Annotated in this window: 15 protein-coding genes; 12 read left to right on the forward strand and 3 right to left on the reverse strand. The window is 36.6% G+C overall.

Annotation, left to right across the window (positions count from 1 at the left end; all coding sequences use genetic code 11):
- Positions 1-58: 58 nt before the first annotated feature.
- Both IHE43_RS03630 and IHE43_RS03635 read left to right on the forward strand, forming a co-directional pair.
- The gene (locus IHE43_RS03630) at positions 59-580 is read left to right on the forward strand and encodes a hypothetical protein (RefSeq protein ID WP_192186726.1); all 522 of its coding nucleotides are present in this window, start codon (positions 59-61) and stop codon (positions 578-580) included.
- Between the two features lie 26 nt (positions 581-606).
- Positions 607-1,101, forward strand: a complete 495-nt coding sequence (locus IHE43_RS03635) for a hypothetical protein (RefSeq protein ID WP_192186727.1) — start codon at positions 607-609, stop codon at positions 1,099-1,101.
- Positions 1,102-1,179: 78 nt separating this feature from the next.
- Here the strand turns inward: IHE43_RS03635 and lepA are convergent, their stop codons facing one another.
- From lepA to IHE43_RS03650, 3 genes are all read right to left on the reverse strand, one after another.
- A complete protein-coding gene (gene lepA / locus IHE43_RS03640; RefSeq protein ID WP_056188032.1) occupies positions 1,180-2,976 on the reverse strand; it encodes a translation elongation factor 4 in 1,797 nt (598 codons plus the stop codon).
- Positions 2,977-3,139: 163 nt separating this feature from the next.
- Positions 3,140-3,877, reverse strand: a complete 738-nt coding sequence (locus IHE43_RS03645; RefSeq protein ID WP_192186728.1) for an NUDIX domain-containing protein — start codon at positions 3,875-3,877, stop codon at positions 3,140-3,142.
- A gap of 20 nt (positions 3,878-3,897) precedes the next feature.
- Positions 3,898-4,614, reverse strand: a complete 717-nt coding sequence (locus tag IHE43_RS03650; protein WP_192186729.1) for an NUDIX domain-containing protein — start codon at positions 4,612-4,614, stop codon at positions 3,898-3,900.
- A 505-nt stretch (positions 4,615-5,119) separates the two neighbouring features.
- Between IHE43_RS03650 and IHE43_RS03655 the strand changes: the two genes are divergently transcribed.
- From IHE43_RS03655 to IHE43_RS03700, 10 genes are all read left to right on the forward strand, one after another.
- Positions 5,120-8,233, forward strand: a complete 3,114-nt coding sequence (locus IHE43_RS03655) for a TonB-dependent receptor (RefSeq protein WP_225585362.1) — start codon at positions 5,120-5,122, stop codon at positions 8,231-8,233.
- An 11-nt stretch (positions 8,234-8,244) separates the two neighbouring features.
- The gene (locus tag IHE43_RS03660; protein ID WP_225585363.1) at positions 8,245-9,732 is read left to right on the forward strand and encodes a RagB/SusD family nutrient uptake outer membrane protein; all 1,488 of its coding nucleotides are present in this window, start codon (positions 8,245-8,247) and stop codon (positions 9,730-9,732) included.
- Positions 9,733-9,842: 110 nt separating this feature from the next.
- On the forward strand, positions 9,843-11,213 hold the full coding sequence (locus IHE43_RS03665; protein WP_225585364.1) for a hypothetical protein: 1,371 nt from the start codon (positions 9,843-9,845) through the stop codon (positions 11,211-11,213).
- 128 nt (positions 11,214-11,341) lie between these two features.
- Complete coding sequence (galB, locus tag IHE43_RS03670) at positions 11,342-13,834, forward strand: beta-galactosidase GalB (RefSeq protein WP_192186731.1); 2,493 nt, start codon at positions 11,342-11,344, stop codon at positions 13,832-13,834.
- 172 nt (positions 13,835-14,006) lie between these two features.
- Positions 14,007-16,349, forward strand: coding sequence for an alpha-xylosidase (locus IHE43_RS03675; protein WP_192186732.1), 2,343 nt, complete (start codon positions 14,007-14,009; stop codon positions 16,347-16,349).
- Between the two features lie 177 nt (positions 16,350-16,526).
- Positions 16,527-18,530: a glycoside hydrolase family 97 protein gene (locus IHE43_RS03680; RefSeq protein ID WP_192186733.1), complete on the forward strand. Its 2,004-nt coding sequence runs from the start codon at positions 16,527-16,529 to the stop codon at positions 18,528-18,530.
- Between the two features lie 59 nt (positions 18,531-18,589).
- The gene (locus tag IHE43_RS03685; RefSeq protein WP_225585365.1) at positions 18,590-20,746 is read left to right on the forward strand and encodes a glycoside hydrolase family 3 C-terminal domain-containing protein; all 2,157 of its coding nucleotides are present in this window, start codon (positions 18,590-18,592) and stop codon (positions 20,744-20,746) included.
- A 5-nt stretch (positions 20,747-20,751) separates the two neighbouring features.
- Positions 20,752-22,332 carry a glycoside hydrolase gene (locus IHE43_RS03690; protein WP_192186734.1) on the forward strand — a complete coding sequence of 527 codons (1,581 nt, stop codon included), beginning with the start codon at positions 20,752-20,754 and terminating at the stop codon, positions 22,330-22,332.
- A gap of 34 nt (positions 22,333-22,366) precedes the next feature.
- On the forward strand, positions 22,367-24,604 hold the full coding sequence (locus IHE43_RS03695; RefSeq protein ID WP_192186735.1) for a glycoside hydrolase family 3 C-terminal domain-containing protein: 2,238 nt from the start codon (positions 22,367-22,369) through the stop codon (positions 24,602-24,604).
- A 46-nt stretch (positions 24,605-24,650) separates the two neighbouring features.
- On the forward strand, positions 24,651-26,159 hold the full coding sequence (locus tag IHE43_RS03700) for a cellulase family glycosylhydrolase (RefSeq protein WP_192186736.1): 1,509 nt from the start codon (positions 24,651-24,653) through the stop codon (positions 26,157-26,159).
- Positions 26,160-26,178 lie beyond the last annotated feature (19 nt).

Genomic DNA, 26,178 nt, shown 5'->3' on the forward strand with positions numbered 1-26,178 from the left:
CAATTTAGATTGTTAATTTAATTATTCCCTATTTTTAAATCCACAAAAAATAGAGCAAATGGATAACGAATTATCATATTCTAAGCAAGAAGAATTAAAAAATAAGATTATAAAAGGTGTTTTTGATGCAGAAACTGAAATCAATAATTTGATTGAATCAGGATTTGAAGAGGAAAAAGCAAAAGCAGCATTATTGAAAGTGGTTAAAAGCTATAAAGAAGATCTTTTTTATGAAGCTAAAGAAGCAAAAGAAAATGAAGAGAAAGGTAATATTGCTGTTTTTGCTGTCATTTTTTCTTCTCTGCTAATTGCAATGTTTGGAGGGCAAAGCGGAATAATGATTCTCGTTTCTTTATTGGTGGCTTGTTTAGCAGGATTCTACGGGTTTCCTAAAAACCCAATACCTGCCGTGGTTGGTTTTGCTGTGGGTGCTATACTCATGCCTTTCGCCGTTGGCTTTTATCTTAGAGGACGCGATACTTTTTTAAACCTGGAACTTTTTATTCCAATGATAATGGCTTTTGGTCCTGCTTTTTTGATAAAGTACATTTTGTCAAAATTGATACCAGCAAATGATTAATTTTTAAATTTTAAACCCCAAATAAAATGATTAGAAATTACACCTTTGACGAGGCTTATAAGAGATTTGAGCCTCACGATCACAAATGCACCTACTGTGGAGAAGCTGAAATGGAAAACATGAATGACTGTTATTTTGTGCCTCTTTTTGTTGAGGGCGACAGAACCAATATTGTCGTTTACAGATCAGTAAAATATTCCAAAGTTTTAATCGGAATTCCCAGATGTCGTTCCTGCAAAGACATTCATTACGATGCAAAGAACAAAGCCGTTACCATTTCGGTTGTTTCTGTTATCATATTACTAGGACTTCTGCTTTATAATTTCATGAACTTAAATGCATTTGTATTTATTCTTGGAATTTTTGCTACGATCTTCGGAGGCATCTACGGATCGTCAAAATTAGCAGAAAGATATGTGGCCAATAAAGGAATTTATACTCTACAAGACGGAGCCGAAACAAACGAAGTCGTTCAAGATTTGGTTATAGCAGGCTGGTCGTTTACAATGCCCACAGCATAAAAATAAAAAACCCGATAACGAAAGTTATCGGGTTAAATCTATATTCTATTCTCTTGCATCTATTTTCTAAAACAAGAATTAATCGTTCAATTTCAAAACAGCCATAAAAGCTTCTTGTGGAATCTCAACGTTTCCAACTTGTCTCATACGTTTTTTACCTTTTTTCTGTTTTTCAAGCAATTTACGCTTACGCGAAATATCTCCACCATAACATTTTGCGGTAACGTCTTTACGAAGCGCTTTAATGGTTTCACGAGCGATAATTTTCGCTCCAATTGCAGCCTGAATTGGAATGTCAAATTGCTGTCTTGGAATCAATTCACGTAATTTCTCGGTCATTTTTTTACCGATGTTGTAAGCGTTGTCTTCGTGAATTAAGGCTGAAAGCGCATCAACAGTTTGTGCGTTCAACAGTACATCCAGTTTTACTAATTTCGAAGTTCTCATTCCGATTGGAGAATAATCAAAAGAAGCATAACCCTTAGAAACTGTTTTTAAACGATCGTAAAAGTCAAATACAATTTCGGCCAAAGGCATATCAAAATTTAATTCAACTCTTTCTGTAGTCAAATACGTTTGATTAGTAATTTGACCACGTTTTTCAATACACAAACTCATTACGTTTCCAACAAAGTCGGATTTTGTAATGATTGTTGCTTTAATATATGGTTCTTCAACTCTGTCTAAACGAGATGGTTCAGGTAAATCAGAAGGATTGTTTACTACAAATGGAGTTTCAGGATCTTTTTTGGTATAAGCTAAATACGAAACGTTAGGAACTGTAGTAATTACAGTCATATCGAACTCACGCTCTAAACGTTCCTGAATAATTTCCATGTGAAGCATTCCTAAGAATCCACAACGGAAACCAAATCCTAAAGCAGCAGAACTTTCAGGAGTAAAGACTAATGAAGCATCATTCAATTGTAGTTTCTCCATAGAAGAACGCAAATCTTCATAATCTTCAGTGTCAACTGGATAAATTCCGGCAAAAACCATTGGTTTTACATCCTCAAAACCAGTAATCATATTAGTAGTTGGTGTTTTGGCATCAGTTAGAGTGTCCCCAACTTTTACCTCTTTGGCTTCTTTAATTCCTGAAATTAAATAACCAACATCACCTGCAGAAATAACATTTTTCGGAACCTGATTTAATTTTAAAGTTCCAATTTCGTCAGCAAAATATTCATTTCCGGTGGCCATGAATTTAATTTTTTGCCCTTTTTTAATTTGTCCGTTTTTAACACGGAAAATAACTTCAATTCCACGAAACGGATTGTAATGTGAATCGAAAATCAATGCCTGTAAAGGCTCATCCACATTTCCTGATGGAGGTGGAATTTTTTCGATAATGGCTGCTAAAATATTTTCAACACCAAAACCTGTTTTCCCTGAAGCATGAATAATATCTTCTAATTTACAACCTAATAAATCGATAATATCATCACTAACTTCTTCCGGGTTAGCACTTGGTAAATCAACTTTATTCAAAACCGGAATAATTTCCAGGTCATTTTCTAAAGCCAAATATAAGTTCGAAATTGTTTGTGCCTGAATACTTTGCGCAGCATCAACAATCAAAAGCGCACCTTCGCAGGCCGCAATAGATCGTGAAACTTCGTATGAAAAGTCAACGTGACCAGGAGTGTCAATTAAATTTAAAATATATTCCTCGCCTTTATAAGTGTATTCCATTTGTATGGCGTGACTTTTAATGGTGATTCCACGCTCGCGCTCCAGGTCCATGTTGTCAAGCAATTGTGCTTTTTCTTCACGAGCTGTAACGGTTTGTGTAGCGCCCAATAATCGGTCTGCCAATGTACTTTTACCGTGGTCAATGTGTGCAATAATGCAAAAGTTACGTATCTTCTTCATTTTAATATATCAATTCTCTTATGCGAGTTTAAGTATTTTCGGGTATAATTTTGCCCTGTAGCAACTGCTTTTGAGCATGTTATTAAGGCGCAAAGATAGCGGAAAGTTTTGGATTCTGGAATGTAGTTGTCCGATTGTTGGATTCTGAAATTTAAAAAGGGCTTTAAAACTCAAAGTTAAATCCTTTTTCTGTCAGTTTCTTGTAAATATCCGGATCAAATTTGTACAATTTTGCTGCTCTGTGCGAGACATCTTGTTGTTTTTCATCTAAGGCAACTAACAATTTCATATGCAGAATTTTTCTTCGGAAATTTGATTTTTCCAATTCAATTCCTAATATCTCTTCATACAAATGCATTAACTGCAATAAAGTAAATTTTTCTGGCAAAAGATTGAATCCAATTGGTGCCTGACGCACTCTGTTACGAAGTTGCATTAAGCTAAATTCGAGGATTTCATTGTGGTCAAAAATCAAATCCGGAATGTCGTTGATCTTATACCATTTGGCCTCTCGCAGCGTAAAACCGGCTTTAATATTATAGTCTTCGCGATTGACCAAAGTATAATAGCCAATAGTGACAACTCTTCTGTCAAGAACACGTTTTGGGTCTGTAAAAGCTTTTAGCTGTTCCAGATAAATATTGTCAAGACTTGTTAATTCGTATAAAACACGTTGTGCGGCATCGTCAGCGCTTTCTTCTTTTTTTATCCATCCCCCAAGAAGTCCCCATTTCCCTACACTTTCTCCTTCGGCATGTTGCACTAAAAGCACTTCAAGACTTGCCTTGTTAAATCCAAATATAACGCAGTCAACCGTGATACCCTCAATAGCTGGTTTTATGATTTCTGGCGTTATGTTGTTATCCGCGTCGGTGTTATTTTTATTAGATAAAATTGTCATGGATTGCCTTATAGCTTGGGTTAAAATTCAAAATTAAATCCTTTTTCGTTCAGTTTATTGTAAATAGCTTCGTCAAATTTATATAGTTTGGCCGCTCTGTGCGATACATCTTGTTGTTTTTCATCTAAAGCAACCAACAATTTCATATGCAGAATTTTTCTTCTGAAATTCGATTTGTCCATTTCAACACCTAAAATTTCTTCATACAAATGCATTAATTGTAATAAAGTGAATTTTTCAGGCAAAAGATTGAATCCAATCGGTGCCTGACGTACTCTGTTTTGAAGATGTTTCAGACTGTAAGACAGAATTTCGTTGTGATCATAAATTAAATCCGGAATGGCATCTATTTTATACCATTTGGCATCAGCTGCCGTAAAACCTGCTTTAATATTATAGTCTTCTCTTTTTACCAAAGCATAATATCCAATAGTGATAACACGGCGAAGCGGAAAACGATCCGGATTTCCAAAAGCTTTTAGCTGCTCCAGATAAATATTATCAAGACCGGTAAGTTCATTCAACAATCGATGTGCCGCATTGTCTGTACTTTCTTTTTTATAAATCCATCCTCCGGGAAGTCCCCATTTTCCTTTACTGATTCCTTCGCCATGTTGAACCAAAAGTACTTCTAAACTTCCTTCATCAAAGCCAAATATGACACAGTCAATCGTGATCGCATTCATTGCGTTTTGTTCACTTTTTAGGGCTGAATCGGAATCTACTTTTATATCCATGTGCGATAGAAATTTTGACAAATTAAACAAATAAAATGCATAAGTATCATTGTTGATTACTTAATATTTTTTTAACAAAGTAAAAATTTGATAATCAGTTGCTTGAAATTTTTAAAAAAATGGATTCGAAAATCAGAATTCTTTAAATGATTGATTGTCAAAATGCTACTTCGGTATTTTTTTGATATTTTTTATTTCGTTTTACCCTTTAAATTTATCAGATCAATAAAATTGAATCTGTATAAATCAGAATTAGAAAAAAATATCCTTAATATTTTGCTAAAATAGAAAAAAAGTTTTACACTTGTAGTCAAATTTACCATAAGATAAGTTCAAAATGACTATAAGTTTTAAAAGAACCATTTTTAAAGTAAAAAAAATAGCTAAAAAAGAAGCTATGTATTAGCCGTTTTTTGGCGCCATCTCAATGAAACTTACACTTTATATATAACCATAACTAACTTAATTTAATCAACTTTTATTTATTATGAAAAGCAAATATTGTATGAAAACAACACTGTCCTCGTTTTGTACGGCACTGTTGTTTAGCTTATTTATGATACAGTCGGGTTTTGCGCAGGCGCAGCCCCGATCTGTAAGTGGAAATGTAACGTCGACTGTTGACGGAATGGGGATTCCGGGGGCGAGCGTTGCAGTACAGGGAACTAAAATTGGTGCATCAACTGATTTTGATGGAAATTATAAAATAGAAGCAAAAACAGGCGATGTCCTGGTATTTACTTTTATTGGATTCAAAAGCCAAAAGGTAACTGTAGGAACACAACAAACTATTAATGTTATGCTTGCAGAAGAAACGTCAGAACTTAAAGAGGTCGTTGTTATTGGGTACGGTTCACAAAGAAAAACACTGGTAACAACTGCTGTTTCGCAGGTAAGCGGTGAAAATCTTACGAAAACCAATACTACAAATGCACTTCAGGCATTACAGGGACAGGCAGCCGGACTTCAGGTTACTTCAACTTCGGGACAACCGGGAGAAGGTTTGAATGTCGTGATCAGAGGTGCCGGTTCTACAGGCGGTACAAGTCCGCTTTATGTAGTAGACGGGATATTAACAGGGGATATTTCTTATTTGAACAATTCAGATATTGAATCTATTTCTGTTTTAAAAGATGCCGCATCAGCAGCAATCTATGGTTCACAAGCTTCAAATGGAGTTATTTTGGTGACAACCAAAAAAGGAAAGCGCGGTGCAGCCGGACAAATCACATTTGATCAATATTATGGTGTGCAATCTGTAGCCAGAAAAGTAGATTTGCTTAACGCAACAGAATATGGTGTTATGTTAAACGAAGCCGCTGTAAATTCAGGTAAAAATCCATATTTTACCAATGATCAAATCGCAGCATTAGGATCAGGAACAAACTGGATGGACCACATGCTTACAGACAATGCCGCTACTAAAAACTTCTCTTTTGGTGCGTCGGGTGGTTCTGATACTTCTGTTTATTCTACCTCATTGTCTTATCTAGGGCAGGAAGGTGTTGTTGGAGGGAAAGATTTATCTAACTATGGGCGTTACAATTTCAGATTCAACTCAGAACATAAACTGTATAAAGACGTGGTTACTTTAGGCGAAAATTTAAGTTTTGCTTATATTAATAAAAACGGAATTGGTGTTGGAAATCAATATAACAATTCCTTAAGAAGTGCTTTTCAGACAACACCATTATTACCAATGTATGATGCTAATGGTAATTATTATGATACTACAAATAATAGTGAGCCTTGGTTGGCGGGTGCAGCGAATCCTTATGCATTAATGGTTTACAACAATCAAAATGAAGGTAACAACCAGAAATTATTAGGAAATGTTTATTTGCAGATTGAGCCAATAAAAAACCTAACCTTCAGAACTACTGTAGGTCTTGATTATTATGCTGGTGAAGGACATTCTTACACGCCTGTTTATCGATTATCGATTTATGCAAACACTGCTTTCGATAAAGTGAATCAAAATATGAACAAAGGGAAAACCATCACCTGGGATAACCTGTTGACGTATAAATTTAATGCTGCCGAGAATCACCATTTTGAAGCCATGTTAGGAACTTCCTCTATTAATTATGACGGAACTTCAGTTGAAGCTACAAATGCAGATTCGGTTTTTAATGATCTTGAGCATGCCTGGATAGATAATACAACCAACAAAGACGGTGCAAGAACTACAATAAAGGGAGAAAAAGAACAAACAAAAAGAATGTCTTATTTCGGAAGGTTAAATTATAACTTTAAAGAAACGTATTTATTAAATGCAACTTTTAGAATGGATGGATCTTCTATTTTTTCTGACGAAAATCAATGGGGCTATTTTCCATCAGTTTCTGCGGGATGGATTGCATCAAATGAAGCATTTTTGAAAGATTCAAAAGTGATCAACTTTCTTAAATTGAGAGCGAGCTGGGGACAAGTTGGAAATCAAAACGCAAGAGCTTTCCAATATCTTTCAACAATAAAATCAAATAATACCAATTATATTTTTGGAGATACTGAAGGTGTTCTTACGCCTGGAGCCTATCCTAACAGATTATCAAATCTGGACTTAAAATGGGAAACTTCAGAACAGATTGACTTTGGTTTTGATGCCAGATTTTTAGATAATGCTTTAAGTGTAACTTTTGATTATTACAACAAGAAAAGTAAAGACTGGTTGATTTTGGCTCCAATACTAGCAACTGCCGGTGCCGATGCTCCATTTATCAACGGAGGAGATGTTGTAAACGAAGGGGTTGAGTTAAGTTTAAACTATCAAAATAAAATAGGTGATTTTAATTATAACATTAGTGCAAACGGTGCTTATAATAAAAATACAGTAGGACAAATTCCTAACGCTGATGGTATTATTCACGGATTGAGTAATGAACTTTATGATAATGCCGGAGAATTCTACAGAGCACAAAACGGATATCCATTAGGTTATTTTTGGGGATATAAAACAGGAGGTGTTTTCCAAAATCAGGCGCAAATTGATAATTACAAATCAGCAAATGGTGTAGTATTACAGCCAACAGCAGCTCCGGGAGATCTTATTTATACGAATGTAAATGGAGATGATAAAATAGATTCTTCTGATAAAACGAATATTGGAAAACCAAATCCGGATTTTACTTATGGCTTCTCTGTGTCAGCAAGCTATAAAGCTTTTGATTTTTCACTTAATGCCAATGGTGTTGCCGGAAATGAAATTGTACAATCTTACAGAAACCAATCAGGTGCTTACGGAAATTATACTTCTGCAATATTAGATCGCTGGCATGGTGAGGGTTCTTCAAACACAGTACCAAGGGTAACAGAAGACAACAGAAACTTTACTCAGTTTTCAGACTTATACATTCAGAAAGGTGATTTCCTTAGAATTAATACGGTTACTTTAGGATTTGATCTTGCTAAAATGAAACAATCAAAACCATTTTTTGCAAGCCAGTTCAGACTTTACTTCTCGATACTAAATCTTTACACTTTTACGAAGTATGATGGAATGGATCCTGAAATTGGATTTGGTTCTTCAAATGATGACCAGAAATTTTCATCAGGTGTTGATGTTGGGTATTACCCAAGACCAAGAACATTCATGTTGGGATTAAATGTTAAACTTTAATAAATAAAAAAATGAAAAATACATATCTATATATTTTCTGTTTTAGTTTATTGTCTCTGGGTTCTTGCAGTTTAGACACAGAGCCATTGACACAACTAACAGATACAAATTTTTACAAAACAACAGATGATGCTTATACAGCACTTGTAGGCTGTTATGATGGTTTACAAGTTGCTACCGGGGCATCGGGTATGGGTGTTCCGGTAATAAGCGAAGTAATGTCTGATGATTGTTTTGGAGGAACCGGTAATTCTGATGGTTACGGTTACGCAGCTATTGATGAATTTGATATTAGCCGCTCTCCTTCAGATGTAGATTTACTAAATGGCAACTGGATTGGGTATTATAAAGCACTTTACCGTTGTAATGTTTTCTTGTCTAAAATGGATCAGATTGACTGGAAGGGAAACACTGTTTTGAGAAATACTTACGAATCTGAAACTAAATTTATCAGAGCTTATCTTTATTTTGAAATGGTGCGTTTGTGGGGGAATATTCCATTGTTAACAGCGCCGTCTTCTGAAAATGTTCCTCAGGCTACTCCGGATGAGGTTTATAAAGTGATAGCTGAAGATTTGGTTTTTGCTTCAGAGAATTTACCGGCAACAGCATACAACGCCACAACTAGCGGACGTATTACAAAATGGGCGGCGAAATCTTTACTAGGCCGTGTTTATTTATATTATACTGGTTACTACGGAAAAGCTGATTTAGTAGGAGTGGTTACCAAAGCTCAGGCTTTAGGACATTTAGAAAATGTTATTGCTAATAGCGGACATGGTTTAGTAGCTGATTTTTCAACGCTTTGGCCAGCAGCTTCTGTAGATAAATATGCAGGTGAAAGCAACAAAGAGATCGTGTTTTCTGTAAAATATACTTACACTAGTGATTATAACGGAAATACGGATGGTAACCATTGGTTAGTAATGTTTGGTATGAGGGAATTCTCTTCTTATCCTTATGGTCGCGGCTGGGGAGTTACGGTAAATTCTAAATTGTGGAATGTTTATGCAGCTAACGATACAAGACGAGTAGCCACAGTGATTGGAATTGATGAAGAAAAAATTGCATTTGATAAGAAAAACAATCAAAGAGAATATACAGGTTATTACAACAAAAAATATGCGCCAATGGTAGATAAAGACGGAAAAGATCTTCCGTTAACTATGGGGAGTCAATTTTGGGATATTAGCCAATTTCAGGATTATGTAGTACTGAGATACGCAGATGTTTTGTTAATGGCAGCTGAACTTGGAAGTGGAAATGCTCAGGCTTATTTTGATGAGGTGAGAAAAAGAGCTTACAAAGATAATTTTACAACTTTACCAGTTAATGCTGATAATATTTTGAAAGAAAGACATTTAGAGTTTGCTCTTGAAGGTGTTAGATATTGGGATTTATTACGTCAGGGAATTGGAACTGCTTCTTCTACAATTGCTGAAACTACTACTTTGCTAAGTGGCGGAGTTGCCGGAACAAAAAACAATCTCGGCTGCTAAAATTCAGGCAACAAAAGGTTTGCAACAAATTCCAAATACCCAAATTACATTGTCAAATGGGGTTTTAAAACAAAATGCCGGTTGGTAATTTTAAACTAAAAAGTAACAAAATGAAAAATATTAAAATAGTAATCTCCTCATTTTTGATGTTAGCAGCGATGCTAATATCATCTTGTTCGCCAGAGTCTTACTCATTAGACGCTGTTACGGATAAATCAGATATTAAATTTGAAATTACTCAGGATTTTGTTGTAGATCCGGGTGGAAATACGGTAATTCTGAAAAACACAACTCCAGGTGTTATATTAACCTGGGATTACGTTACGGGAAAATCAAACAAAGCGACAGAAACCGTAAAATATGCCTTCAAAGGTAATTACACTATAAAAATTTCTGCGGTTACAGATGCAGGTATTGTTCAGTTAGATCCTGTAACGATAACGGTTACCAAAGACAATTTAAATTATGTGAACGATCCTCTTTGGACTGCTTTATCTGGTGGTGTAGGCAAGAAAAAATCATGGGTAATGGATAATGGTAAATATGGTTTAGCTCCAGGTGCCATGTCTTATGCTGATCCTGGTGGAACAGTAGAGTGGGGTAATTTTACGCCAAACTGGGAACCTGAAGGAAATGCTAATTCAAGTACAGATACTGATATGCATTGGGGTAGATATATGACCTTCAGTCTTGATGGCGGACCTTTTATGACGGTTCATGAAAAAGACGGAACTGTCAAAGAAAACGGAACTTATTTCTTAGACATTAACGCTCATACGTTAACGACTACAGGAGCAACAATCCTAAGACCAGACAATTATATTGCAAATGCAAGTAACTGGAATAACAATATTAAAGTATTAAAACTTACTGATAATCAGTTGAGAATTGCTATACTGAGAACCAATAATGAAGGTACATGGTGGTATATCTGGAATTATGTAGCTAAAGATTATGCAGACAGCTATGTTCCTCCGGTTACAGTTCCTGTTGTTGACGAAGGTTTTAATCCGAAATTTGCTCCGGGAGAATTGTTAACCATGCTTACTGGAGGTGTAGGTGCAGGAAGAGTTTGGAATTTAGATGGAAAAGGTAATCCTGTAGACTGGATTGCAAAAGGAAAAGGCTGGACAACTGGTGCTTCAAGCTCATATAACTGGGGTTGGAACGACGATTGGGCAGCATTAGCTGGTAATTCATGGATCCGTTTTGACCAATGGGGCGGTAAATTAAACTATACAAGAAGCCAAAATGGTGTAGTTACAACCGGACTATTTACTATAAACAGTGAAACCAATGAAATTAATTTAGGTACGAATACACTGATTCAAAATTCAACCAGCTGGATGAGTCCAACAACTAATGTACTTAAAGTAGTTAAAGCGTACAATACCAGTTATCTGCAAAAAGGTATCTGGCTTGGAACATCATATGATGCAGGCAAGGATGAATGGTTTGCTTTTCATTACATAATTCCTTAATTCATAAGGGTTTAATGTTATAAAATAAAACCATAATTACTTAAAAATATAAAACAACCGGTAGGTGATTGACACAGTCACTTATCGGTATGTTTATATTTGTTTTTCAAAACTATAATATCATCTAAATGAAGAATAAAAGAAAATATTTAAGTAGTGGCTTGTCAGTATTACTATTGGCCGGAATTGTCTTATTCAGTTCCTGCAATAAAAAAGAAGAGGTTTTCAGTAACCGAAAAGTTTCTTTTAATTCCGATTGGAGTTTTCATCTAAATGATAGTATCGTCGATAAAGATACTATTGGAACTTCAACAAAATGGAGAACTTTAAATGTTCCTCACGATTGGAGCATTGAAGGAAAATTTGATGAAAAAAGTCCGGCAGGTTATGGAGGAGGAGCATTAAACGGAGGTTTAGGCTGGTATAAAAAAACATTTAAAGTTGCCGCAGCTGATACTAGTAAAGTAACTTCAGTCATTTTTGATGGTGTTTACAGAAACAGTGAAGTCTGGGTCAACGGTCATTATTTAGGAAAACGTCCAAACGGATATATTGGTTTTCAATATGAAATTTCTCCTTACTTAAACTATGGAGATAAAAACAACGAAATAATTGTAAAGGTTGACAATTCAAAACAACCCAATTCACGCTGGTATTCCGGTTCAGGAATTTTTAGAAATGTCTGGATCGAAACTACTGATAAATTGCATGTTGCACAATGGGGAACTTATATTACCACTCCAAAAGTTACTGCTGAAAATGCTTCAGTGAATATTGAAACTCGTATTCAGAACGACCATTCAGAAACAAAAAAAATAGCAATAGTAACTACTATCTATAAAGAAGATAAAAAGGTTGCATCAGGCGCCACTCAATATATAACGCTTACTCCAAAAAGCGGCACATTGCTAAATGTGGAAGCGGAAGTTGAATCACCAGTTTTATGGTCAGTTGAAAGACCGGAATTATATACAGCTGTTACCGAAATTTTGGTTGATGATAAAATCGTCGATCAATACAAAACCAATTTCGGAATCAGAGATTTCAAATTTGATTTGAATAAAGGTTTTATTTTAAATGGAAAACAAGTAAAAATAAAAGGAGTCTGCATGCATCACGATTTAGGACCGTTGGGTTCGGCAATCAATACTCGTGCTATCGAACGCCAGTTGGAAATTCTGAAAGGAATGGGTGTAAACGGAATAAGAACTTCACATAATCCGCCTGCTCCGGAACTTTTAGATCTTTGCGACAAAATGGGTTTCATTGTGATGGATGAAGCTTTTGACATGTGGAAACAAAACAAAACCAAATACGATTATGCAAATGATTGGGACAAATGGCACGAAAAAGATTTAGTAGATCAATTGCGTCGTGACCGTAATCACCCAAGTATTTTTATATGGAGTATTGGAAATGAAATTCCGGAACAATGGAATGAAACGGGTGTAACAATTGCGAAAGAATTAGCAGAAATTGTACGCCTGAACGATAAAACACGACCAATTACAGCGGCCATGAATCCGCCTGTAAACATGAATATTGATGAAGTAACCCTGCAATTTGAACAAAAGAATGTTCAATTTAATGCTGTTGCAAAATCGGGAGTTTTAGATCTTATCGGATACAATTATGCACATCAGACTTATGAGCATCATAAAAAGAATTTTCCGAATACGCCATTTATTGCAACCGAAACTACCTCGGCTTTAGAAACTCGCGGTTATTATGATGCGAATTCTGATTCGATTAAAAAATGGCCGGTAAGATGGGATCTTAAATTTACTGGTGGAAATCCAGGCAATACCGTTTCTGCTTACGATCAGGTGCAGGCGCCTTGGGGTTCTACGCATGAAGCAACATGGAAAGTCATTAAAAAACACGATTATCTTTCCGGAATGTACATTTGGACAGGTTTCGATTATATCGGAGAACCAACTCCGTACGAATGGCCGTCAATAAGTTCGTATTTCGGAATTGTAGATTTAGCCGGTTTCCCGAAAGATGTGTATTATATGTACCAAAGCGAATGGACAGATAAAACTGTGCTGCATGTTTTCCCACATTGGAATTGGAAAGCAGGACAAGCAGTAGATGTTTGGGCATACTACAATAATGCTGATGAGGTTGAACTTTTTTTAAACGGAAAATCAGTTGGGGTTCGAAGTAAAAAAGGAGATGACTTACATGTAATGTGGAAAGTTCCTTTTCAGGCCGGAACATTAAAAGCTATTTCTCGTAAAAACGGAAAAACAGTTTTAGAAACGGAAATCAAAACTGCCGGAAATCCTGAAAATTTAAAATTGACTGCGGACAGAAGCAACATAAAAGCTGATGGAAATGATTTGTCATTTGTCACAGTTGATATTTTAGATGCAAAAGGAGTTTTGGCTCCGAAAGCGAATAACGAAATTAATTTTTCTTTAAAAGGAAATGGGAAAATAGTAGGTGTTTGCAGTGGAGATCCGGTAAGTCACGAATCGTACAAAGGTTTAAAACATACAGCGCTAAACGGAAAATGTTTGGTGATAGTTCAGTCGGATAAAAAATCCGGAAGATTAGAATTAACGGCTAAAGCAAATGGATTAAAATCCGCAACAATTGTAATTACTGCAGAATAATAAACTGCTTTCCCGCAAGGTTTTCAAAACCTTGTAGGTATAAAATAATATTTCAAAAAGTCAACACAAACCTGTAAGGTTTCGAAAACCTTACAGGTTAACTAAACAATAAATGAACCAATGAAAAAAAATACAAATAGCTTCTTTATCTCTATTCCTGGGATTGTTGTCGATGCCAAAAGTTTCGGCACAAATCCAAAATGCAGATGTGCTAAACGCTCCAATAGATATCAGTAAAGATTTTCAGAATTACCTGAACACCTTTTATTTTGCCGACGAGTTGACTGGCTTTGATCCTGCAAGCGGAAAAGGAACCATAAAATATTTAAGATACAATTACAAAACGCGTCAGGCCTTCAACAACATGATGATGAAACCTGATGTGGAGAAACCAAACGAATTCCCAACAACAGAATACGACGTTTCGCCGGAATTGCCTTTCCAGATTCAGTTTGTTTCAGATAGAACAATCCGAATCAAAACCACTTCAGGACCGCAATTTCATCCTGAAAAAGAATCTCTCATGTTGATTAATGGCGTTGCGCCAAATCACCCGGAATTATGGAAATATTCTAAAATCGAAGGCGGTCACAAATACACCAGTAAACATGGTGTGGTAGAGATTTTATCAAAACCATGGCATGTAAAAATTTACGATGAAACAGGAAAATTATTGACTAGTACACTTCACGATTCAGATTTCAAAAATACCTATACACCAACACTTCCGTTTTCATATGTTCGTAGAAACAGCGATTACTCCAGAAGTATGGGCGCCGCTTTTAGTTTAGAGCCAGATGAAAAAATATTTGGTTGTGGAGAATCTTTTACACAATTCAACAAACGCGGACAAAAAGTAGTTTTATGGACGGATGATGCTAACGGAATCCAGAATGAAACCATGTACAAACCGGTTCCGTTTTACATGAGCAGCCGTGGTTACGGAGTTTTCATGCACCATTCAACGCCCATTACGGTTGATTTTGGAAGATACTTTGGAAGTGCCAACGAAATGTATATTGGAGATGACGAAGCCGATTTGTTTTTCTTCATCGGAGAACCAAAAGATATTTTAGATCAATATACAGATTTGACCGGAAAAGCCGCTATGCCACCACTTTGGTCGTTTGGTTTCTGGATGAGCCGTATTACTTATTTTACTGAAAAAGAGGGAAGAGAAGTAGCCAAAGATTTACGTAAATATAAAATTCCAACAGATGTAATTCACTTTGATACGGGTTGGTTTGATGTTGACTGGAGAAACAATTACGAGTTTGCAAAAGCGCGTTTTCCGGATGCTCAAAAAATGATGTCTGATTTAAAAGAAGATGGTTTTCATGTTTGTTTATGGCAATTGCCATATTTCACGCCAAAAAACACCTTGTTTCCTGAAATCATGGAAAAAAACTTAGCAGTGAGGGACCGTAAAGGAAATCTTCCTTACGAAGATGCTGTTTTAGATTTCTCAAACCCGGAAACTGTTAGCTGGTACCAGTCGAAATTGAAAAAATTATTCGATCAGGGAGTTTCAGTTTTCAAAGTTGACTTTGGAGAAGCTGCGCCACCAGACGGAATTTACCATTCAGGAAGAACAGGTTTTTACGAACATAATTTATACCCGTTACGATACAATAAGGCTGTCGCCGAAATTACGCAGAAAGAAAAAGGCTATACTTTAATCTGGGCCAGAAGTACCTGGGCAGGATCTCAACGTTATCCTTTACATTGGGGTGGAGATGCCGAAACTTCAAACGGTGCAATGTCGGCTGAATTAAGAGGCGGGCTTTCATTAGGATTAAGCGGTTTCAGTTTCTGGAGTCATGATGTAGGTGGATTTGCAACAAAATCTCCGGAGAATTTATACAGAAGATGGGCACCATTCGGAATGTTTACTTCGCACGTAAGAAGCCATGGTGAACCTCCGCGCGAACCTTGGTTGTACAGTAAAGACTTTTTGGAAGGATTTAGAAAAGCAGATAATATGCGTTACGAATTGATGCCGTATATCTACGCTCAGGCGAAGGAAAGCTCTCAAAAAGGACTACCAATGATGCGTGCCTTATTTGTAGAATATCCAAATGATCCGGGAGCATGGTTAGTAGATAATGAATATTTATTCGGATCAAGTATGTTGGTAGCACCGCTTTTTGAAGAAGTGACCGAAAGAGATGTTTACCTTCCGGAAGGAACATGGATTGATTATCAAACTAAAAAAGTATACCAATCAGGATGGCATAAAATCAAAGCGGGCGAAGTGCCAATTGTAGTTTTAGTAAAAGACGGAACAGCATTGCCTCATATCGCTTTGGCACAGTCAACCAAAGATATGGACTGGAGCAAATTGACGTTGAAAGTGTATGCAAGCGATGCTACAACTTCGGCGAAAGCCAAAGTCTTTTTACCGGATGGAGATGCCGTTCAGGAAATTACGGTTACAAAAAAAGGAAGCAATTTTGAAGTTGCAGCAAATCCATTAAACGGAAAAACCACTTTCAAAACGGAGTGGGTAAAATAAAAAAAGTATGCCACGAATTACACTAATTTACACTAATTAAATTCGGGATAATTAGTGTAATTCGTGGCAAAAAATAAATTACATCCAACAGGAAAAAATAAGTTTTGTTTGAGTTTTAAATCGGGTGAAAGCTTTGCCAACACCCGATTTATTAAAAATGAATTAAGAAAAAATATCATGAAAAATTACCTGATTCTTCCCGCTTTAATCCTTTCCGTTTCGATTGGATACAGTCAAAAAAATAAAAATGCTTACGAACTGGCTTCGCCAAACGGGCAGAATAAAATAAAATTCGAGCTGGTAAAAAATGCTCCCAAATATGCTGTTTCACACGGAAAAACCGAAGTGATTACACCATCAGACATGGGGTTTTTACTGAAAGGAAATGAAAATTTAAGTTCGGACTTCGAAATCAAAAATGTGAAAAACACTTCGTTTGATGAAACCTGGGAACAGGTTTGGGGAGAAAAGAAAAACATCAGAAATCACTATAATCAGCTTTCTGTTGAATTACAGCAAAAAAGCGGAAACAAACGTAAATTAGAAATTCAGTTTCGTGCGTTTGATGACGGAATCGCTTTTAGATACGTGTATCCAAAACAAAATGTAAAAGACAGTATTTTCATCATGGATGAAAAAACGACTTTTAACTTAAAAGAAGATGGAAAAGCATGGTGGATTCCGGCAAACAGAGAAAACCGTGATGAATATCTTTTTAAGGATGCGCCGGTAAGTACGCTTGATACCGTTTTGACACCGCTAACAATCGAAAGTAAAAGCGGACTGGCATTGAGTTTTCATGAAGCCAATTTGGTAGATTTCGCCAGTATGACTTTGGTCAATACAACCGGAACACAATTAAAATCTGATTTAGTCCCGTGGGCTGATGGGGTAAAAGTGCGTGTAAAAGATACTTTTACTTCTTCGTGGAGAACGCTTCAAATTGGAGAGAATCCTGGGGATTTAATTACTTCTTATTTGATTCTAAACCTGAATGATCCAAACAAATTAAAAAACACCAGCTACTTCAAACCTTATAAATATTTCGGAATTTGGTGGGGAATGCACATCGGAAAATATACATTTTGGGAAAGCGAAAAACAAGGCGCAACTACCAAACATGCTGAAGAATATATTGATTTTACAGCCAAAGAAGGATTTCATCATTTATTGATCGAAGGCTGGAACAAAGGCTGGACACCGGCCTGGTATGAAAACCACATGCACATGTTTAGTTTCACTAAAAGTGCCGATAATTTCGATTTAGAAAAAGTAGTGGAATACGGAAAGAAAAAAGACGTCGAACTTATAGGTTACCACGAAACGGGTTCAAACCTGATCAATTACCTAAAACAAGTTGATGAAGGTTTTGCATTATACAAAAAACTCGGAATGCATTCGGTTAAAATTGGACACGTAGGCTCTAAACTGAACATGAAAGAAAATCACTTCGGACAATTTGGAGTGAACTATTTCAGATATATTTTAGAAAAAGCAGCGCAGTATGATTTAGCCGTTTTATATCATGAATCCATAAAAGATACCGGAGAACGCAGAACATTCCCGAATATGGTTTCAAGAGAAGCCGCAAGAGGTCAGGAATATAACGCTTGGAGCGAAGGGAATCCGCCAAACCACTTAACGATTATTCCGTTTACAAGATTACTTTCAGGACCAATGGATTTCACACCGGGAATTTTTGACGTTGAGGTAAAACAAGGATATCCGGGAAAAAGAGTACACGGAACAGCAGCACAACAATTAGCATTGTATGTAACGATTTATGCGCCAATTCAGATGATGGCCGATCTTCCAGAAAATTACGAAGGAAAACCAGCATTACAATTTTTGAAAGATGTTCCAACAGATTGGGAAGACACAAAAGTATTAGAAGGGAAAATTGGGGAATATATCACCACAGCCCGAAAAGACAGAAATAGTGCCGATTGGTATTTGGGAACTATCACCAATGAAAATGCAAGAGACGTAAATGTTTCATTGTCTTTCTTAGACCCAAATGCAACTTACGAAGCGCAGATTTATGCTGATGCAGAAGGAACGGATGAAACACATAATCCGGCCGAAATTGCCATTTCTAAGAAAACAGTTAAAGCTTCAGATGTATTAAAATTACATTTAGGCGGCGCTGGTGGAACAGCAATTCGTTTCAAAAAACTATAATTTATAAGACATTCAAATCCGACAGGTATTCAACCTGTCGGGTTTAAATATCACATTCAATGAAAAACCTTTCGCTACATATCGTTTTTCTTTTGTCGGTCAATTTGATGTTGTCGCAACAAAAGCAATATCCTTTTCAGGATTCTAAATTAGATACTGAAAAGCGTATTGATAATTTGCTGTCATTGATGACGCTCGATGAAAAAATTCAGGTTTTGAGCACGAATCCGTCGATAAAAAGATTAGGCGTTGTAGGAACTGGTCATGTAGAAGGATTGCACGGCCTGGCTTTGGGCGGACCAGGAGAGTGGGGCGGAAAAAATAAACAGCCATTAACAACGACAACTTTTCCTCAGGCCTATGGTTTGGGAGAAATGTGGGATGTTGATGTACTTCAGAAAGTAGCGCAGGTTGAAGGTTATGAAACACGTTATGCTTTTCAAAAATACCAGCGCGGCGGCTTAGTTGTTCGTGCTCCAAATGCCGATATCGCAAGAGATCCGCGTTGGGGGCGTACCGAAGAAAGTTACGGCGAAGATGCTTTTTTTAACGGAACCATGACTGTTGCTTTTGTAAAAGGACTGCAGGGAAATCATCAGAAATATTGGCAAACAGCTTCGTTGATGAAACATTTTCTGGCCAACAGCAATGAAGACGGAAGAACGTATACTTCATCTGATTTTGATGAAAGATTATGGAGAGAATATTATGCTTTGCCTTTTCAAATGGGTGTTGTCGAAGGCGGATCCCGTGCCTATATGGCGGCTTATAATAAAGTAAACGGAATTCCGGCAATGGTGCATCCGATGCTGAAAAATATTACCCAAAAAGAGTGGGGTCAAAACGGAATCATTTGTACAGATGGAGGCGCATTTAAGTTGCTGCTTTCCGATCATAAATATTATGCTGATAAATATCTCGGAGCTGCCGCAGCCATAAAAGTCGGAATTAATCAGTTTTTAGATGAATATACGGAAGCAATTTATGGAGCACTTTCGCACGGCTATTTAAAAGAGAAAGATATTGATGCCGTTATTCGCGGCAATTATCGCGTAATGATTCAACTGGGAATGCTGGATGCAAATGCTGATAATCCGTACGCCAAAATCGGAACAGAGAAGGATACTATCGATCCCTGGAAAACCGAAGCGCATAAAAAAATCGCTTTAGAAGCAACCCAAAAATCTATTGTATTGCTTAAAAATGATACTGGATTGTTGCCTTTACAAAAAGATAAATTAAAAACAATTGCTATAATTGGGAATCGTGCTGATGAAGTGCTTTTAGACTGGTACAGCGGAACACCTCCGTACGTTATTACACCTTTACAGGGAATAAAAAAGAAGCTTGGCAACAATGTTGAAATTTTATATGCCAAAAATAATACAGATGGCAAGGCGGCTGAAATGGCTAAAAAAGCAGATGTAGTTATTGTCATCGTCGGAAATCATCCGGTTTGTAATGCGGGCTGGGCCAATTGTCCGGTTCCAAGTGAAGGAAAAGAGGCTGTCGATCGTCAATCGCTGACTTTAGAGCAGGAAGATTTGATTAAAGTCGTGTATCAGGCCAATCCTAAAACAGTAGTCGCTTTAATTAGTAGTTTTCCGTACGCCATAAACTGGACGCAGGAACATGTTCCGGCAATTGTTCACATGGCGCAGAACAGTCAGGAAACAGGAACCGCTTTGGCTGATGTTTTATTTGGAGATTATAATCCTGCGGGACGCTTAACGCAAACCTGGGTTAGAGATATTACAGATTTGCCTGATTTATTAGATTACAACATTCGAAACGGCAGAACTTATATGTATTTCAAAGGAAAGCCATTGTACGCCTTTGGTCACGGACTGAGTTATACCACTTTCAAATACAATTCAATCGAAACCAATTCAGAAACCATTGTTAAAAATGGAGAATTAAAAGTAACCATATCTGTTACTAATACAGGAAATAAAGATGGAGATGAAGTGATTCAATTATATGTAAAACAATTAGAATCAAAAGTAGAACGTCCGGAAAAAGAACTGAAAGCATTTCAGAGAGTTTTCTTTAAGGCAGGAGAAACGAAAAATGTTTCTTTGATTCTGAAATCCAAAGATTTAGAATATTGGAATACAGCAAAACAACAGTTTGAATTAGAAAATAATACTATCGAAATTCAGATAGGAAGTGCTTCAGATAACATTCATCTAACCAAAAAACTAACGGTAAACTAATTACAATGAAAAGAAATTTAGCAACAGTTTTTATTTTAATAGTGCTGATCAATGTCAAGTTGATTGGACAAAATAGTAATGCTGAAAATAGAATCATAAAAGTTGATTATAACCAAACAGCAGGAAAACTGAATACCATGTTCAAAGAATGCATTGGTGCAGGAAGAGCAAATGAAGGTTTACGTGCTGACTGGCAACAACAATTAGCGTTGACCAAGCAAGAATGTGATTTCAAATACATTAGAATGCACGGTTTATTGTCGGATGATATGGCAGTTTACAGAGAAGATGCAAAAGGAAATCCGGAATATAATTACCAATATATTGATGTTTTATATGATTTCATTTTAAGTATTAAAATGAAACCTTTTGTTGAGTTAGGTTTTATGCCAGAGGCTTTGGCTAGTGGAAAAGAAACAATTTTTTGGTGGAAAGGAAATGTAACTCCTCCAAAAGATTATAAAAAATGGGAAGATTTAATTCGCAATCTAACACAGCATTTTAAAGAACGTTATGGAGATGAAGAAGTAAAAACATGGTACTTTGAAGTATGGAATGAGCCTAATTTAACGCCGGGTTTCTGGACCGGAACGCAGGCAGAATATTTCAAACTGTATGAATATGCAGCCCGAGGGATTAAGACAGTAAATCCAGCTTATAAAGTGGGTGGGCCTGCAACAGCTGGTGCTGGATGGGTTCCGGAAACAATTGATTTTTGCGTTAAAAATAATGTTCCTTTAGATTTTATTTCGACACATACTTATGGAGTAAATCAAGGCTATTTAGATGAATTTGGAACTTCGGGAACGGTTTTAAGCAAAGATGATTCCAGTATAAACGGTGATGTAATCAAATCTCGCAATCAAATTTCAAATTCGGCTAAGCCAAAATTAGAATTGCATTATACCGAATGGAGTTCTTCTTATACGCCGTCAGATCCGGTTCATGACAGTTATCATTCCGCAGCTTATATTCTTCAGAAACTAAAACAAGTCGGCAACGCGGCAAACTCCATGTCGTATTGGGTTTTTACTGATATTTTTGAAGAACCAGGCCCAAGATTTACGCCTTTTCATGGCGGTTTCGGACTGTTGAATACACAGGGAATTAAAAAACCGGCTTATTTCTCATATTCCTTCCTGAATAAATTGGGAGAAACGGAACTTCAGAATAAAGATACTTCATCATGGGCGGCTAAAAATGCAAAAGGAGATGTCCAGGTTTTGTTTTGGGATTTTACCAATACGCATCCTGGTGATAAGGTTTGGAATCAGACCTATTATATTCAGGATTTGCCTTCACAACCAAAAGGAATTGTAAAAATTGAAGTGGACGGACTTCAAAAAGGGAAATACAATTTAGAGATTTATAAAGTGGGCTATAAAACAAATGATGCTTACGCCGATTATTTAGCGATGAACAAACCAAATCAGCTTACCATTGATCAGGTAAAAAAGATTAAGAAACATAATAATGGTGCTCCAATTTTAACCGAAAAAGTAGTAATTGATGCAAAAGGAATTTATCGTAAAGATTTTAAAATTAACGAAAATGATGTTGTGTTATTCAACTTCATCAAACAATAAACTATTAAAAAACCACAAACAATAAATAACAAGTATGAAAAAGAAAATGATATATCTACCGGTTTTTATGGCTTTTGCATTGCTTACTTCTTGTAAAAAAGACGCACAAGGCGAAAATTCAAATGCTGTTCAGACGGAAGAGCGTCAGGGAAAAGAAATCAGTTCAGAATTTGATGCAGAGATTGACAAATTGGTTTCTCAAATGACATTCGAGGAAAAAATCGGAATGTTGCACGGTAACAGTATGTTTAGTACCGGTGCTGTTGAACGTTTGGGTATTCCGGAATTAAAAATGGCCGATGGACCATTAGGAGTTCGTGAAGAGATTTCACGCGATAATTGGGCTCCGGCAGGTTTAACAAATGATTTTGCAACCTATTATCCTGCAGGTGGAGGTTTAGCTGCAACCTGGAATGCTGATATGGCCTATACCTTTGGGAACAGTCTTGGACAGGAAATGCGTGCACGCGATAAAGATATGTTGCTTTCTCCGGCAATCAATATTGTGAGAACGCCGCTTGGAGGAAGAACTTACGAATACATGAGTGAAGATCCGTTTTTGAATAAAAAAATTGCGGTACCGTTAATTGTAGGTTTACAGGATAATGATGTTATGGCTTGTGTGAAACATTTCGCAGCAAACAATCAGGAAACAAACCGTGATTTTGTCGATGTGCAAATTGACGAACGTACACTTCGTGAAATTTATTTACCAGCATTTGAAGCTGCTGTAAAAGAAGGTCATGCTTATAGTGTAATGGGCGCTTACAATAAATTTAGAGGCGAATATTTATGTGAAAATGATTATATGCTGAATAAAATTCTGCGTGATGAATGGGGATTTAAAGGTGTAGTAGTTTCAGATTGGGCTGCGGTACATTCAACTGTAAAATCGCTAAACAGCGGATTAGATATTGAAATGGGAACACCAAAACCTTTCAACGAATTTTTTCTTGCCGATAAATTAAATACTGCAGTTAAGAACAAAGAAATTTCAGAAGCCGAAATTGACAAACATGTCAAAAGAATATTAAATGTTCTTTTTCAGGTAAAAGCAATCGGTGGAAAAAACCGTGTTAAAGGAAGTATTTCGACTGAAGCGCATTATCAGGACGCATACAAAATTGCTGCTGAAGCAATAGTTCTATTGAAAAATGAAAACAACGCTTTGCCTTTAAAATTAGACGGAGTAAAATCTATCGCTGTAATTGGAAACAATGCAACAAAGAAAAATGCTTTAGGAGGATTTGGTGCAGGTGTTAAAACAAAAAGAGAAATTACACCTTTAGAAGGTTTGAAAAACAGACTGCCTTCATCAATTAAAATTAATTATGCTGAAGGATATTTGGAACGTTATGATGAAAAAAATAAAGGAAAATTAGGAGATATTACCTTAAACGGGCCAGTAACAGTTGATCAGTTGGATCCGGCTAAAGTGCAGGAAGCTGTTGAGGCCGCAAAGAAATCAGATGTTGCGATCATTTTTGCCGGTTCAAATCGGGATTATGAAACAGAAGCTTCTGACCGTAGAACTTTAAAATTGCCTTTTGGACAAGAAGAATTAATTCAGAAAGTATTGGCGGTTAATCCAAGAACGATTGTCGTAATGATTGCCGGAGCTCCTTTTGATATTGATGCGGTTAGCAAAAAATCTCAGGCTTTAGTTTGGAGCTGGTTCAATGGTTCTGAAGGCGGAAACGCATTGGCAGATGTGATATTAGGAAAAGTAAACCCGTCAGGAAAATTGCCATGGACAATGCCTAAAAACATCATGGATTCTCCGGCACATGCAACTAATAGTTTTCCAGGCGAAAAAGAAGTAAAATATGCTGAAGGAATTTTAGTGGGATACCGTTGGTTTGACACTAAAAATATTGCGCCATTATATCCTTTCGGATACGGATTATCATACACCACTTTTGCTTTCGAAAATGCCAAAGCCGATAAAACATCTTATAATGAAAATGAAACTATCGCTGTTTCTGTTGAAGTAAAAAACACAGGAAAAGTAGATGGAAAAGAAGTTGTTCAATTATACGTTTCCAAATCAGATTCAAAAGTAAGCCGTGCTTCAAAAGAATTAAAAGGATTCAAAAAAGTGTTGGTAAAAGCCGGTAATTCTGAAACAGTTACCATAAAACTTCCTGTAAAAGAATTGGCTTACTATGATGTGGCTTCAAAAAAATGGATTGTAGAAGCTGGAAAATACACTTTGAAAGTTGGTAATTCTTCAAGAGATATCAAAAAAGAAATTGCGATAAGCATCAAATAAATTCACATTAAAACCACTTAACTAACTATAAAAAACCGCTTAAAAAATGAAAAGAACAATAAAAAGTTACCTGTTAAATACGATTTTGTGTTTATCCTGGGTAAGCATTTTGGCGTGTAGTGCTGATAAAGATGCTACTCCCGATGATCCAACACCTGTTGTAAAAACCCTTACGGTTGATCTCAATAAAATTGATTTTCAGAGTCCGGCGAGTACCTCAGAATTTATCGTTACCACAAATAGCACGAACTGGTCGGTTGCAACTTCAGAGGCAAGCTGGTTGAAATTTACTCCGGTTACAGGCGTATCCGGCAGAACCACAATTACAATTACCGCTTCAGAAAATACTACTTCTGCAGCAAGAACGGGTGTAATTACCATTAGTTCAAGTGAAGTGGCATCGGTGCAAGTAAACGTTTCTCAGGCAGGAAAAGCAGGGATTTATCCGAGTTACAATACAAATCCAATTGCTGCCGACGCAAGCGGAATGAGTAGTACTGCGGTTCAATTGGCTGCTAAAATAAAATTAGGCTGGAATATCGGTAATACAATGGAAGCAACAGGTGGCGAAACTGCCTGGGGAAATCCAAAAATCACAAAAGCGTTGATTGATGCCGTTAAAGCAAAAGGTTTTAATGCGATCCGAATTCCGTGTTCATGGAATCAATATCTGGAAAATACGGCAACGGCAAAAATAAAAGCAGACTGGCTAAACCGTGTTAAAGAACTAGTGCAATATTGTGTTGACAATGATATGTACGTGGTTGTTAATATTCACTGGGACGGCGGCTGGCTGGAAAACAATATTACAGAAGCTAAAAAAGAAGAAGCCAACGCGAAACAAAAAGCGTTTTGGGAACAAATTGCAACAAGTCTACGCGGATTTGATGAGCATTTATTATTCGCAAGTGCCAATGAACCGGCAGTTGAAGATGCAGCCCAAATGGCTGTTTTAACCTCATACCATCAAACTTTTATTGATGCCGTTCGTTCTACAGGCGGAAAAAATGCTAATCGTGTATTAGTTATTCAAGGCCCTACAACAGATATAGAAAAAACTAACAAATTGATGTTGAATTTGCCAACAGATAAAGTGGCGAATAAAATGATGGTTGAGGTGCATTATTATACACCGTGGAATTTTGCCGGTTTAACAAAAGACGAATCATGGGGTAAAATGTCCTATTATTGGGGAACTGGTTTTCATTCCACAACAGATACAGAACGAAACGCAACCTGGGGAGAGGAAGCTGATTTAGAGAAAAATTTCAAGTTAATGAAAACGCAGTTTGTAGATAAAGGAATTCCGGTTTTGTTGGGAGAATTTGGTGCAATTAGAAGAACAACCTTAACAGGAGATGCTTTAACATTACATCTTGCGTCAAGAGCCTATTATTTAAAAAATGTGGTAAAACAAGCCAAAGCAAACGGTTTATTGCCATTCTATTGGGATGAAGGAAGCATGGGTAACAATGGTTTCGGAATTTTCAATAGAAGTGATAATACTGTTTTTGATACTCAGGCGCTGAATGCCCTGATTGAAGGATTGCAATAAATAGCCTATATTTGATGAT

It is taken from the genome of Flavobacterium sp. MDT1-60 (genome assembly GCF_014844035.1).
Lineage (GTDB): Bacteria > Bacteroidota > Bacteroidia > Flavobacteriales > Flavobacteriaceae > Flavobacterium.